The sequence below is a fragment of the Lysinibacillus sp. FSL M8-0337 genome, assembly GCF_038593855.1.
Taxonomy (GTDB): Bacteria; Bacillota; Bacilli; order Bacillales_A; family Planococcaceae; genus Lysinibacillus; species Lysinibacillus sphaericus_D.
Window position 1 is genome coordinate 1,108,937 of sequence record NZ_CP151996.1, and the last position, 14,779, is coordinate 1,123,715.

13 protein-coding genes are annotated in these 14,779 nt (G+C 38.3%); all 13 read left to right on the plus strand.

The window, feature by feature from the left end:
• The first annotated feature begins 120 nt into the window (after window positions 1-120).
• The 13 genes from MKY08_RS05055 (at window position 121) to pgsA (ending at window position 14,767) form a co-directional block, all read left to right on the plus strand.
• Window positions 121-2,415, plus strand: a complete 2,295-nt coding sequence (locus tag MKY08_RS05055) for a DNA translocase FtsK (protein ID WP_069510071.1) — start codon at window positions 121-123, stop codon at window positions 2,413-2,415.
• 188 nt (window positions 2,416-2,603) lie between these two features.
• Window positions 2,604-3,332 carry a GntR family transcriptional regulator gene (locus MKY08_RS05060; RefSeq protein ID WP_024361974.1) on the plus strand — a complete coding sequence of 243 codons (729 nt, stop codon included), beginning with the start codon at window positions 2,604-2,606 and terminating at the stop codon, window positions 3,330-3,332.
• Between the two features lie 53 nt (window positions 3,333-3,385).
• Complete coding sequence (locus MKY08_RS05065; protein ID WP_069510069.1) at window positions 3,386-4,468, plus strand: BMP family protein; 1,083 nt, start codon at window positions 3,386-3,388, stop codon at window positions 4,466-4,468.
• A gap of 353 nt (window positions 4,469-4,821) precedes the next feature.
• A complete protein-coding gene (locus MKY08_RS05070) occupies window positions 4,822-6,369 on the plus strand; it encodes an ABC transporter ATP-binding protein (protein ID WP_069510067.1) in 1,548 nt (515 codons plus the stop codon).
• Window positions 6,369-7,415, plus strand: coding sequence for an ABC transporter permease (locus MKY08_RS05075; RefSeq protein WP_069510065.1), 1,047 nt, complete (start codon window positions 6,369-6,371; stop codon window positions 7,413-7,415). The genes MKY08_RS05070 and MKY08_RS05075 overlap by 1 nt, the downstream gene beginning before the upstream one ends.
• A gap of 1 nt (window position 7,416) precedes the next feature.
• Entirely contained in the window at window positions 7,417-8,376 is a 960-nt protein-coding gene (locus MKY08_RS05080; RefSeq protein ID WP_069510063.1) for an ABC transporter permease, read from the plus strand.
• 220 nt (window positions 8,377-8,596) lie between these two features.
• The gene (locus MKY08_RS05085) at window positions 8,597-9,868 is read left to right on the plus strand and encodes a pitrilysin family protein (RefSeq protein WP_069510061.1); all 1,272 of its coding nucleotides are present in this window, start codon (window positions 8,597-8,599) and stop codon (window positions 9,866-9,868) included.
• On the plus strand, window positions 9,865-11,163 hold the full coding sequence (locus tag MKY08_RS05090; protein ID WP_069510059.1) for a pitrilysin family protein: 1,299 nt from the start codon (window positions 9,865-9,867) through the stop codon (window positions 11,161-11,163). The genes MKY08_RS05085 and MKY08_RS05090 overlap by 4 nt, the downstream gene beginning before the upstream one ends.
• Window positions 11,163-11,891 carry an SDR family oxidoreductase gene (locus MKY08_RS05095; protein ID WP_069510058.1) on the plus strand — a complete coding sequence of 243 codons (729 nt, stop codon included), beginning with the start codon at window positions 11,163-11,165 and terminating at the stop codon, window positions 11,889-11,891. The genes MKY08_RS05090 and MKY08_RS05095 overlap by 1 nt, the downstream gene beginning before the upstream one ends.
• A gap of 48 nt (window positions 11,892-11,939) precedes the next feature.
• Window positions 11,940-12,197 carry a DUF3243 domain-containing protein gene (locus MKY08_RS05100; RefSeq protein WP_024361966.1) on the plus strand — a complete coding sequence of 86 codons (258 nt, stop codon included), beginning with the start codon at window positions 11,940-11,942 and terminating at the stop codon, window positions 12,195-12,197.
• Window positions 12,198-12,424: 227 nt separating this feature from the next.
• A complete protein-coding gene (locus MKY08_RS05105; RefSeq protein ID WP_069510765.1) occupies window positions 12,425-13,213 on the plus strand; it encodes a DUF3388 domain-containing protein in 789 nt (262 codons plus the stop codon).
• 16 nt (window positions 13,214-13,229) lie between these two features.
• The gene (locus MKY08_RS05110; protein WP_172583013.1) at window positions 13,230-14,141 is read left to right on the plus strand and encodes a RodZ domain-containing protein; all 912 of its coding nucleotides are present in this window, start codon (window positions 13,230-13,232) and stop codon (window positions 14,139-14,141) included.
• A 47-nt stretch (window positions 14,142-14,188) separates the two neighbouring features.
• Window positions 14,189-14,767 carry a CDP-diacylglycerol--glycerol-3-phosphate 3-phosphatidyltransferase gene (gene pgsA, locus MKY08_RS05115; RefSeq protein ID WP_024361963.1) on the plus strand — a complete coding sequence of 193 codons (579 nt, stop codon included), beginning with the start codon at window positions 14,189-14,191 and terminating at the stop codon, window positions 14,765-14,767.
• Window positions 14,768-14,779 lie beyond the last annotated feature (12 nt).

Sequence of the window (14,779 nt, forward strand, 5' to 3'; positions counted from 1 at the left end):
GAAGGAGGAAGGATTTTCTAGCCGATAAAACGGTGGAAAATCCTTTTTTTGAAATATTCGAGTTCTACGTGATATTATTCGCTACATATATAGAATGGATTGCAAAAGAAGGTGAAAAAGATGGCAAGTAGTAAAAGGAAAAAAGTCACGAAAGCAAAACCTACATCCGATAAAAAAGAAATGCATCCGCTCATGTACGAAATTTTAGGGCTCATCTTAATCGCGATTGCGGTCATTATGATTTTTGAATATGGCATGATTGGGCGTATTTTACAAACCATTGCCATGTTTCTTTTAGGGAATTTACATTTTGCAGTGCCATTTATGCTTATATTTGTCGCATTGCTTCTTATGATTGGACAGAAAAAAGTAAGCATGAAGGACCGGCTTATGTTAGGGATGGTGCTCATTGTTATGAGCTTGACTATTTTTAGTCATGGCATTTTATTCGAGCAATTAACAAAATCAGGTGGTTTATTATCGGAGTCTGTTTTGAGGGAGTCATGGCGAATATTAATCGATACGGATGGCGTAGTTCATCGAAGCAATGCACTTGGTGGTGGTATGGTAGGTGCACTGTTATTTAGCGGTCTTCATGTATTATTTGAAGCCACAGGAGCTAAAGTGGTAGCTTGGGTCCTTTTCTTTATTGGCTTAATTTTAGTAACAGGAAAAGCACTCGTTCCATATTTAGCTGAAAAAATGCCTGTGCTCTTTGGGAAATGGCAAAAAAAACAGCAAGAAAAGAAAAAAAATAAGCCTAAGAAACCGAAAAGTCGTCGTTCCAGAGCGGAAAGCACAGACGAGGTTGCAGCGGTCAATCACGCGCCAGCAGCCTATGAGGAAGAAGAGGAAGTTCCTCATGAGCCAATTATTTCTGCCTTTACGCAAAACGTTTCACATGAGCGAGTAGAACCGTTGCAAACTGCTGAGCCTGTGGATATTGAAGATGGAGAGCTTGTTGATGATGTTCATATTGGTAGTGCAGATGCTGTGGAAAATGCCGATTATCAGCTTCCTTCGTTCAATCTATTACAAATGCCTCCACAACATGACCAAAGTGGTGAATATTCCGTTATTCAGGCAAATGCGAAAAAGCTAGAGCAAACATTGCAAAGCTTTGGTGTAAAAGCCAAAGTGACACAAGTTCATTTGGGACCTGCTGTTACAAAGTATGAAATTTTACCGGATATTGGTGTAAAAGTCAGTAAAATTGTCAACCTACAAGATGATCTTGCATTGGCACTTGCAGCGAAAGATATTCGGATGGAGGCACCGATTCCTGGAAAGTCTGCCATTGGTATTGAAGTTCCAAATAGTGAGGTAGCAATCGTTACATTGCGAGAAGTACTAGAGTCAAAAGACGGAGCAAAGCCTGAATCGCTATTACAAGTAGCTTTAGGGCGTGATATTACAGGACAAGCTGTGTTAGCAGAACTCAATAAAATGCCGCATTTACTTGTGGCAGGTTCAACGGGCAGCGGGAAAAGTGTGTGTATAAATGGCATTGTCGTATCCATACTAATGCGTACAAAGCCACATGAAGTCAAGCTGATGATGATTGACCCGAAAATGGTGGAATTGAATGTTTATAATGGAATTCCTCATCTGTTAGCACCGGTTGTAACCGATGCACGCAAAGCGTCGCAAGCTTTGAAAAAGGTCGTTTCGGAAATGGAACGACGTTACGATTTATTTTCACATACAGGCACAAGAAATATTGAAGGTTATAATGGGCATGTCCAAAAGGTCAATGAACAAACAGAGGAAAAGCACCCTAAATTGCCATACATCGTAGTTATTGTAGATGAGTTAGCAGATTTAATGATGGTTGCCTCAAATGACGTCGAGGATTCCATTACACGTTTAGCACAAATGGCACGAGCAGCGGGCATCCATTTAATATTAGCGACACAAAGACCAAGTGTAGATGTTCTAACGGGTGTTATTAAGGCGAATATCCCATCCCGTATCGCATTTGCAGTATCATCTGCAATCGATTCGAGAACGATTTTAGATATGGGTGGAGCAGAGCGTCTGCTTGGACGTGGCGATATGTTATTTTTACCTGCTGGTGCATCGAAGCCGAAGCGCGTGCAAGGTGCCTTTTTATCTGATCAGGAAGTAGAAGCGGTTGTTAACTTTGTTATAGAACAACAAAAAGCACAGTACCAGGAAGAGATGATTCCAAGTGAAGAAGAGACTGTTTTAGAAGAAACGGATGAATTATTTGACGAGGCTGTGCAATTAGTAGTAAATATGCAGACCGCTTCGGTATCAATGCTACAACGTCGCTTCCGTATTGGTTATTCTCGTGCTGCGCGCATTGTCGATCAGATGGAACAACGCGGTATTGTAGGGCCTCCAGAGGGAAGCAAGCCTCGACAGGTGCTAATTCATCAATATGATAATTAAGGAAAAAACATGGGGTCATTGCGGAATTTATGTCCAAATGTTTGCGTCGAAAGTAAGGAAAGGATGATTTCTATTATTGATTTTGCTCAAAATAGTTTATTTCATTCTGCAAAAATGTTATATTTATGAACGATTAGTAGGAATGTTGTACATCAGATGTCTGATCTCTGATTTTGGTGGTGATTTATGTGACTATTAAAGCAGATCATCGTCATCTCTATCTTCAAGTAATTGATCGTTTAAAGTCTGACATCGAGACGGGCGTTTTCAAAGAAAATGAAAAACTTCCATCAGAATTTGAATTATCGAAATCACTAGGAGTAAGTCGAGCAACACTTAGAGAGGCGCTTCGACTGTTGGAAGAGGAAAATGTGATAGTGCGTCGACATGGGGTTGGTACATTTGTCAATCCTAAGCCGTTGTTTACATCAGGCATCGAGCATTTATCCAGTATTTCTTCTATGATCGAAACAGCAGGTATGGAACCAGGGTCTAAGTTTTTAAAGGCAACTGAGAATATCCCTTCTGATGAAGATTTAAAACGCTTCCAATGTGATGGCGAAGATAAAATACTCACGATTGAACGCGTCAGAACAGCAGATGGTGAACCAGTAGTTTATTGTATAGATAAATTACCAGCTAGCTTCCTGCCTACTGACTTTGTTGACAAAAAAGAAGTTTCACTTTTCTCGGCACTTGAGCAATCGGGTAAAATTCATGTTGCCTATGCTGTAACGTATATTGATCCGGTTGGGTATCATGAACAAGCATCACCGATTTTAAATTGTGGTCGTGAAACAGCTCTTTTAGTATTGAAACAGCTCCATTACGATGACAATGATCAAGTAGTGCTGTATTCAAAAAATTATTTCCGAGCTGATAAATTCAGCTTCCATGTAGTACGTAAACGGGTGTAGAACATTTCTAAATTATTTTCCTGCTAATTACAATACCTTGGGGGGTTAACAAAATGAAAAAACGTAAATTTGGTTTAGTATTATCATCAGTTTTAGCTGCAAGTGCAATTTTAGGTGCATGTGGTACGAAAGACGAAGAAAAACCTGCAAAAGACAATGCTTCATCAGGTGATAACAACACAGAAGAAACTTTCTCAGTAGCAATGGTTACTGATGTAGGTGGCGTTGACGATAAATCATTCAACCAATCAGCATGGGAAGGTGTTCAAGCTTATGGTAAAGAACACAACCTTAAAAAAGGTGAGGGTGGTTTCGACTACTTACAATCATCATCTGACGCTGACTACGAAACGAACTTAAACAATTTACTACGTCGTAACTTTGACCTAGTATTTGGTATTGGTTTCATGATGGCTGATGCTGTTGAAGCGGTAGCTGCTGACAACCCAGACAAACACTTCGCATTAATCGATGCTGAAGTAAAAGCTGACAACGTTGTTTCTATTCTTTTCAAAGAACAAGAAGGTGCATTTTTAGCAGGTGTAGCGGCTGCTAAAATGTCTAAAACAGGTAAAATCGGCTTCGTAGGTGGCGTAGATATCCCAGTTATCAATCGTTTTGAAGCTGGTTTCGTTGAAGGTGCTAAAGCTGTTAACCCAGATATCGAAATTCAACGCAACTATACAGGTGCATTTGATAAAGCGGACCTTGGTAAAATTGCTGCTAACAGCATGTACTCTTCAGGCGTAGATATTATTTTCCACGCTGCTGGTGCAACTGGTAACGGTGTATTCTCTGAAGCAAAAGAGCGTAAAGCAAAAGACCCTAAGGCAAACGTATGGGTAATCGGTGTAGATGCTGACCAATATGATGAAGGTAAAGTAGATGATAAAACAAACGTGACTTTAACTTCTATGTTAAAAGGTGTTAACGCTGCAGTAGTAGATTTCTCAAACAAAGCGAAAAATGGTGAATTCCCAGGCGGTACAACAGTTGTTTACGGTCTTGCTGAAGACGGTGTAAAACTGGCTGATTCTCGCGGTGCAATCCCAGCAGACGTACAAGCTGTTATTGACGAATATAAAGAAAAAATTGCTAGCGGTGAAATCGTAGTTCCAGAAAAAGTGGAAAAATAATTCATCTCTTAATCATCATAAGGGCTTTACAACTGCCCTTATGATGATTTTTCAATCTATCGTTATATTTCGACTATTTGTAATACTCTGTTTGGATATATTATATTTTTCTATATTTTTTTATATAAAAATAGAATTATTATATTAGATTATCGTAAGTTTAAGATATGATGGTAACAAGTTAATAGAAGAAAGGTTTCTAACGATGACCTTTCCTGTATTAATTTATTTTTCATTTAGAAAATGCCTTATCTTTAGGTGAGGGTTTTACTGTATTGCAATAGAGGCAGGTAGAAATACACCAGTGAATAAAATTATTTTAGAGAAAATTGCCTAATAAGGGAGTGACAATATTGGAATACGTGATTGAGATGCTTGGAATTCGCAAAGAGTTTGGTGGATTCGTAGCAAATAATAACATCACCCTCCAACTAAAAAAAGGCGAGATTCATGCACTGCTAGGAGAAAATGGTGCAGGTAAATCGACTTTAATGAACGTCCTTTTTGGTCTGTATCAGCCAGAGGGTGGAAAAATTCGTGTTCGTGGGAAAGCTGTTAAAATTACAAACCCGAATGTTGCCAATGATTTGGGGATTGGCATGGTGCATCAACACTTTATGTTGGTGGAAAACTTTACAGTAACAGAAAACATTATTTTAGGTTCAGAACCTACAAAAATGGGTGTAGTCAATATTAAAGATGCAGCGAAAAAGGTGCAAGCGCTTTCTGAGAAGTATGGGCTCGATGTAGATCCAAATGCAAAAATCGAAGACATCACTGTAGGAATGCAGCAACGTGTTGAGATTTTAAAAACGCTATATCGTGGCGCAGAAATTTTAATTTTCGATGAACCGACTGCTTCTTTAACGCCACAAGAAATTACAGAGCTTATTCAAATTATGCGCCGATTAATCGCTGAAGGTAAATCCATTATTTTAATTACACATAAGCTGAAAGAAATTATGGATGTATCTGATCGAGTGACAATTATTCGTAAAGGGGAAGGGATTGGTACGGTTGTAACGGCTGAAACAAACCCTGACCAATTAGCTGAATTAATGGTTGGTCGTCAGGTTGAGTTTAAAACAGAAAAAATAGATGCTAATCCAACCGAGGAAGTACTAACGATTGAGCAGTTAGTCGTAACAGACTACCGTAATATCGATAAAGTAAAAGGTCTTAACCTTAATGTTCGTAAAGGTGAAATTGTCGGAATTGCTGGTATTGATGGTAATGGTCAATCAGAGCTAATCGAGGCAATTACGGGTTTACGTAAAGTGAAAAGCGGTACGGTAAAGCTTAACGGCAAAGATGTAACAAACATGAAACCACGTAAAATTACAGAACAAGGTGTAGGGCATATTCCACAAGACCGTCATAAGCATGGACTAGTGTTAGATTTCCCAATCGGTCACAATATTGCACTCCAAACATATTATCAACCACCGATTGCTAAAGGCTTTGTAATGGATTATAAAAAGGTATCGGAAAAAGCGAAACAAGTTATTCAAGAATATGATGTGCGTACAGGGAATGGCGAGATGACGCCTGCACGAGCACTTTCGGGTGGTAACCAGCAAAAAGCGATTATTGGTCGTGAAATTGACCGAGATCCAGATCTACTGATTGCAGCACTTCCGACACGTGGGCTAGACGTAGGGGCAATTGAATTTATCCACTCTCGACTAATCGAGCAGCGTGATAAAGGGAAAGCCGTATTATTAATTTCGTTTGAGTTAGATGAAGTAATGAATGTTTCAGACCGAATCGCTGTTATTTATGACGGTCAAATTGTGGATGAGCTAAATCCAAAAGAAACAACAGAGCAAGAGCTTGGTCTATTAATGGCGGGACAAAGTAAAAAAAATAGCACAAATATAGCGAAGGAGGGGAACGACTAATGTCAAATCGTGTCATTAATATACTCGTTCCTATCATCTCAATCATTATCGGTTTAATTGTTGGTGCTATCGTAATGGTAGTCAGCGGCTATGACCCAATCCAAGGTTATAGTGCTCTTTGGACAGGTATTTTTGGAGATTCATATTCAATCGGGAACACAATTCGTCAAATAACACCGTATATTTTAGCAGGTCTAGCGGTAGCATTTGCCTTCCGTACTGGCTTATTCAACATCGGGGTTGAAGGTCAGTTAATTTTAGGTTGGCTTGCAGCAGCATGGGTAGGCTATGCTTTTGAACTACCAAAAATTATTCACTTGCCATTGGCATTACTCGCTGCAGCAGCAGCAGGTGCATTTTGGGCCTTTATTGCAGGTTTCTTAAAAGCGAAATTTAAAGTTCATGAAGTAATTGCGACAATTATGCTAAACTATACAGCGCTTTATATTGCGAACGCTGTTATTAAAAAATTGTCAGATGGTAGCTTTAAAACAGAACGTGTACTTGAATCGGCTTCATTACGTTCTCCGTTTTTAAGAGAGCTTACAGACAACTCAAGTCTTCACTATGGGATTCTGATAGCACTTCTGATGGTAGTGGTAATGTGGTTTATTTTAGAAAAAACAACACGTGGTTATGAGTTAAAAGCAGTTGGTTTTAACCAACACGCGGCAGAATATGCTGGTATGAGTGTCAATAAAAACGTTATTTTAGCCATGACAATTTCAGGTATGTTTGCTGGTCTTGGTGGCGCGATGGAGGCACTTGGTACTTTCCAAAATGCATCCATTAAAGCAGGCTTCACAGGGATTGGTTTTGATGGTATCGCTGTTGCCTTACTTGGGGCAAATACACCACTTGGCGTAGTATTCGGGGCTTCTTTATTTGGTTCGTTAAAATATGGTGCTCTTAATATGCCGAATGCTGCAGGGATTCCAGAGGAAATCGTATCAATTATTATCGCCTTGATTATTTTCTTTGTAGCTTCAGGCTACGTTATTCGAGTAGGATTACAAAAGTTAAGTAAGAAAAAGGAGGGACAATAACATGAGCTTTTTAGAAATGTTATATTTCATCATCCCTTCTGCAATCCTTTATGCGACACCATTAATTTTCACTGCAATCGGTGGTGTATTCTCTGAACGTTCAGGTGTTGTTAACATCGGGCTAGAAGGTTTAATGATTGTCGGCGCATTTGTTGGTATTTTTGTCAATTTAGAATATGCATCACAATTAGGTTCCGCAACAGTATGGGTGGCAATGCTTGCAGCAGTGATTATCGGAGGAATTTTCTCCTTACTACATGCCGTCGCGGCAATCTCATTCCGTGCCGATCAAACGGTTTCTGGGGTAGCTATTAACTTACTTGGTTTAGCGGTTACAGTATTCTTAGTGAAAATGATTTATGATAAAGGTCAGACAGATATGATTGAACAACCAATTCGTCGTTTTGCTGTTCCTTACTTAGAGGATATTCCGTTCTTTGGACCATTATTATTCCATAACGTATATAGCACTTCGATTTTAGCCTTTGCTGTGGCAATAGGTGCTTGGTTTATCATTTATAAAACACCATTTGGTTTACGTTTACGTGCAGTAGGAGAACACCCAATGGCAGCTGATACAATGGGTGTAAACGTTAATAAAATGCGCTATATCGCTGTTGTTCTTTCAGGTGCACTTGGTGGTCTTGGTGGCGCGGTTTATGCACAAACAATTACAGGGAATTTCTCACATGCAACGATTGCTGGGCAAGGGTTCATGGCACTTGCGGCGATGATCTTTGGTAAATGGCATCCAATGGGAGCGTTAGGGGCAGCGTTATTCTTTGGTTTAGCCCAAACGTTAAGTATTGCAGGGAATCAAATTCCGTATGTGCAAGATATTCCAGCAGTATATTTACAAATTTTACCTTATGTCTTAACGATTTTAGCGTTAGCCGGATTTATTGGGAAAGCGAATGCACCAAAAGCAAGTGGTCAACCTTACATTAAAGGCAAACGATAAGTATCAGGCAACAGGTTTTATTCGTTGAATGACTGGACGAGGTTGGAAAGAAATGAAGCGAATAAAAAGACTGGGCAAACCAAGCCCAGTCTTTTGCCTTATACAGTAAATTTTTTCACTTTCCACATACATACTTTGGATTCTTTTTGCAATTATAGACAATAGACATGTATAGTATTTGTAGTACATTGTTATATTAAGAAAGATAGGAGGGTTTCATATGTTTAAAACAATACCTTTTGCAAAAGGTGTCAATTTGCATATCCGACAAACGACCCAATTTAAAACAGTAAATTTCTCGATAAAATGGAGAAGAGCATTAACAGCCAAATGTGCGTCTGAACGTACGGTGTTAACCAATGTATTGCAACATAGCAATGCAAAATATACAACAACTGCCGCTTTTCGTAGTTTTTTAGATGACCTTTATGGGACAGTGTTGTATTTTGATACATCAAAGCGTGGTAACGAGCATACGGTATTGATGAATATGGAAACCGTAAATGATCAATTTTTGGCGAATACAAGTGTATTAAATGAAGTGCTAGGTATCATGCATACAGCTATTTTTGAGCCGAATTTTGAAAACGGTGTATTTAAGGAATCAATAGTAGAACGCGAAAAGAAAATGGTCATCCAACGTATTGAATCCATTTTTGACGATAAATCTCGCTTTGCACAGATGCGTCTTCAGGAAATTCTACGTCCAAATGAGCCTGCCTCTATTTCAGCAAATGGGACAGTGGAAGACATCGAAAGTATTACACCAGCATCTTTAGTGGCAGCGTACGAATCAATGCTAACTACTGACAAAATCGATATTTATGTTGCAGGCGATATCAATGAAGAAGAGCTTGTTGCAAAACTGAAAAAGGCACTGCCTTTTAAAGATCGTATACCTGAAGAAATTCCAACTGTTGTGCCTCAAAAACACCCACAAAATGATTATGTACGCGAACAACAGGAAATGAAGCAAGGGAAATTGCATATTGGCTTTAGTACACCAGTGCGATTTGGTGATGCGGATTTTGCTAAAATGCAAATCTTTAATGGTGTTTTCGGTGGCTATCCACATGCCAAATTATTTATGAATGTTCGTGAAAAGGAAAGTTTGGCTTACTATGCTTCAAGCTCATATGCATCACATTATGGCTTATTATTTGTGGTATCTGGCATTGAGGCGAAAAATGAAGAAAAAGCACTAAATTTGATTAAAGAACAACTTGTGGCAATACAAGCAGGGAATATTACCGATTTAGAATTAGACCAAACGAAAGCGATGCTGACAAATCAGTTAAAGGAATCGCTTGATTCTGCGCGTGGTCAAATTGAAATTTTTGACCAATACAAAGATTTACCAGAGGAATTTTCTGTCGAAGCTTGGGCAACGAAGTGGCAAGCTGTGACAAAAGAAGATGTTGTCGACATGGCGAAGCAAGTGAAGTTAGAAGCGGTCTATTTCTTAAGTGGAAAGGAGCAAGCCGCACAATGAAAACAATTGAATTCAAACAATTAGATGAAACACTTTACTATGAAAAACTAGAAAATGGTTTAGATGTCTATATTTTACCAAAAAAAGGATTCTCAAAAACATTTGTAACGTTCACAACAAAGTACGGTTCTGTTGACCGCACATTTGTACCGCTTGGAGAATCGCAAAGCATTACAGTACCGGATGGCATTGCGCACTTTTTAGAGCATAAGATGTTTGAAAAAGAAGATGGCGATGTGTTCCAGAAATTTAGCGAATATGGTGCTTCAGCCAATGCTTTTACTTCTTTCACACGGACTGCGTATTTATTTTCATCAACAGATAATATTTATAAAAGCACTGAAACTTTATTGAATTTTGTTCAAGAGCCATACTTTACAGAGGCTACGGTTAATAAAGAAAAAGGGATCATTGGTCAGGAAATTACAATGTATGATGACCAACCGGATTGGCGCCTATACTTTGGCACAATTGAAAATATGTATCATACTCACCCAGTGAAAATTGATATTGCGGGGACAATCGAATCGATTGATGGCATTACAGCTGACCATCTATATACGTGCTACAATACGTTTTATCATCCATCTAATATGTTATTATTTGCTATTGGTGCCGTGGAGCCTGAAGAAATGATGGCGTTTATACGTGAAAATCAAGGCAAAAAAGAGTTCCCAGAGCCTACACCAATTCAGCGTTTCTTTGAGGAAGAGCCAACAGATGTTGCTGTAAAAGAACGCACATTGCACATGGATGTGCAAAAACCAAAGGTCTACATGGGCTTAAAAGCGAAAGACACGAATTTGTCTGGCCGTGAAATGTTACAACATGAGCTATCCGTACAAATTGCATTAGAGCTTATTTTTGGGCGAACTTCAAGCTTTTATGAACGCGTTTATGATGAAGGCTTGATTGATGAATCGTATGCGTTTGACTTTACGTTAGAAAAAGGTTTTGGCTTTGCATTGATTGGCTCTGATTCTACAGAACCTGATGCATTAGCAAAAGCGATTAAAGCGGAATTAGAAAAATACGAACAAGGTGCGCAATTTGCCAGTGCAGATTTAGAACGCATCAAGCGTAAAAAAATTGGCTTTTTCTTACGTGCATTAAATTCAATCGAATTTATTGCGAATCAATTTACACGTTATTCTTTTAATGAGATGAATTTATTCGATGTTGTCCCTGTCTTAGAAGAATTAACAATTGAAGATTTAACTAAAGCGTTTGCTTCTATTCAAGGTGAATCGCAACAAACTGTATTCAAAGTGTTACCAACAGAGAAGGGCGCATAATGAAAAAGTTTGCCCTAATAGTAGGTGCATCGGGTGAGATCGGTCGTGCTATTTGTCGAAGTTTGGCACAAGACGGCTGGTCTCTCTATGTGCATTATGCTCATAACAAGCAAATGGCTCAAGTTTTATGTGATACGCTCGCAGGCGATTTTCCAGCGCAGGAATTTATGCTTGTACAAGGAGATTTTACAAATATACAAGCAGCGCAAAAATTGGCTTCACAAATATTTAGTGTCCAAGCAATTGTCTTTGCCAATGGGCAAGCACATTATGCCTTGTTGGAGGATACAACAGCGGAGGAAATGGATGCATTATGGCGTGTTCATGTGCAAAACCCGATGCAATTAACTGCTTTATTATCTTCAAAACTACGTACTCATGATGTCAGTTATGTGCTTTTTATCGGTTCTATTTGGGGCGAAGCAGGATCTGCTGGAGAAGCGCTTTATGCTACGGTGAAAGGCGCGCAGCATGCTTTTGTGAAGTCCTATGCCAAAGAAGCCGCATTATCTGGAATTCGTGTTAATGCCATTGCCCCAGGCTTTATCAATACTTCGATGAATAACCATTTAAGTAATGAAGAACTGCAATACATTTTAGAAGATATTCCATTAGGTTCAGTCGGTCATACAACAGATGTAGCTGAAATGGTTCGTTTTTATCTGTCAGGAAAAGCAAATTATGTGACAGGACAAATAATTCGATTAAATGGTGGTTGGTACATATAATATCTCTTCTTTTTGCACATACTACATGTGTAAAGGAGGAGGAAACATATGACCATTTTAGAAAACTGGCAAAAATGGACATCTTTTTTAGGACAAAATGTTATGCAGGCTGAATCAAGTGGTATGCCAAAGAAAATGATTCAACAAGCTGCTGTACAAATTGGCGAATATTTGGCGACAAATATCGACCCTAAAAATGAACAAGAACGAGTGCTGTCGGATTTATGGGGCGTTGCCTCTGATGATGAAAAGCAAGCGTTGGCGAATTGTGTCGTAAAACTTGTGCAAAATAAACATGTACAGTAAAAAAAGAGGAGAGCTACTCTCCTCTTTTTTCTATATTAAAAATCGATATTTGCGTGGAAAAGGGAACGTATGTAAGTCTATTTCCAGTAGGACAATAAATTTTAGTAAGAATTTAAAAATAACGCTATAATTCCATGTATTCTAACTTTCCATTACATAAAAAATCAGCTATGATGGAACTTATAAAAGATTTTTTACGTTAACTAATAGGAAGGGAACGAGTGTGTTTGAGCGATTGGTACTTTGAATATGAAATTCAGGTGAATCGCCCTGGATTATTAGGAGATATTGCTTCACTTTTAGGGATGCTTCGTGTCAATATTATATCAATAAATGGTGTCGATGAAGACAGGCGTGGTATGTTAGTGCATACAGACAATGATGAAGCAATTGAGCGTTTTCGTACAATTGTTTTGACAATGGAACATATCCACGTTACTAAATTTCGACAACCAAAACTCCGTGATCGTTTAGCTATTAGGCATGGTCATTATATTCCTCGAGATGCAGATGAAAAAAATACCTTTCGCTTCGTCCGAGATGAACTAGGTATTTTAGTGGATTTTATGGCAGAACTCTTTAAAAAGGAAGGTCATAAACTCATTGGAATACGTGGGATGCCTCGGGTTGGTAAAACGGAATCTATTGTTGCGGCAAGTGTTTGTGCCAATAAAAAGTGGATTTTTTTATCATCTACAATGATTAAACAAACTATTCGTAATAAGCTTGCAGGCGATGAATTCAGTGACAATAATATTTTTATATTGGACGGCATTGTAACGCGTCGTTCCGCTGATGAGCGACATTTACAATTAGTGCGTGAAATGATGAATATGCCTTCGATTAAAGTTGTAGAGCATCCGGATATGTTTGTTCAGCATTCTGAATATAAGATTGAGGATTTTGATTATATCATTGAACTACGGCATCACCCAGATGAAGAAATTACTTATGAAATAATGGAAAAAAATCAGATGATGTCCGAATCCGATTCATTTGGAGGATTTAATTTTTAATTTGATATTAAAGTAGGTGTTATTAGTGGCGGAATTAGGGACTCGACTGAAAGAGGCGAGACTGTCTAAAGGCTACAGCTTAGACGATTTACAAGAAATAACGAAAATTCAAAAACGTTATTTAGTAGGTATTGAAGAAGGCAATTATTCAATTATGCCAGGTTCGTTTTATGTACGAGCTTTTATTAAACAATATGCAGAGGCTGTTGGGTTAAATCCAGAGGAAATTTTAGAGACATTTAAAAGCGAATTGCCAGGGACACCGAACGACCAAGTTAGCCAATCATTGACTCAAACTTCAACTAGAAGAAAGGTTTCAAAAAGCCCTTCAAACAAAATGATGGAGGCCATGCCAAAAGTCATTGTTGCATTATTTATTATCGTTATTATTGTTGCAATTTGGGTTCTGTTACAATCAAAAAGTAAAACAGGATCAAGTGAATTTGATGATTCGACACCAATGGTGGAGTACGATAAAAAACCAAAACCAATAGATAATGAAAAAGAAAAAGAGGAAGAAGATAAAAAAGCTCAAGCTAATACAGAAAAAGAGCAGACAGAAGATGTAACACCAGATGATAGTAAAACCGAAGAGGTTAAGCAAACGATTTCAGCAGGTACAATCGAAGCAGATGGCGCTACAACATCTTACACTTTAACGGGTACTGATACATTTAAAATACGAATTGAAGTATCAGGACCTACATTTATTGGTATTCGTAACCAACAGCAGCAAGAATTACTGACTGATACTCGTGTGTATAAAGCCGGGGAAATTGTAGAGTTTGATGCAACAGCACAAAGCTATGCACGTATTCGTTTAGGTAATTCTACGCAAGCTAAGGTCTATATTAATGACGAGCTTTTAACGTATGCACAGCAAATCGTAACGCAAAATATTGTCGTCAATTTCAATAAAGAACAGTAGTCATCCTATGATGACTACTTTCTTTCATCATGAAAGGTGTTAGTAAAATGAACATTCCAAATAAAATTACCATTTCACGTATCTTACTTATTCCGTTTTTTGTCATTGTTATGATGTTTGATTTCGGCTGGGGAACAATGACCTTATTTAGTGCAGAGATGCCAGTCCATCATTTTGTTGGAGCTCTTATTTTTATTATTGCATCGACTACGGATTGGGTAGATGGTTACTATGCGAGAAAGTATAATCTTGTAACAACGTTTGGTAAATTTTTAGACCCATTAGCAGATAAATTACTTGTTTCTGCAGCGTTTATTCTAATGGTAGAGCTTGGTATGGCACCAGCTTGGATTATTATTGTTATTATTAGCCGCGAATTTGCTGTAACTGGCTTACGTTTAATTCTTGCAGGCGGTGGAGAAGTGGTAGCAGCCAATCAGCTTGGCAAGATCAAAACATGGGCACAAATTGTTGCGATTGCAGCAGCCCTTTTACACAATACAATATTTGTGTATTTTGGAATTCCGTTTGATAAAATAATGCTATATATTGCATTATTCTTTACACTATGGTCTGGATGGGATTATTTCTATCTAAATCGACGTGTGTTACTTGAGTCTAAATAAGAAAGGTCTTGT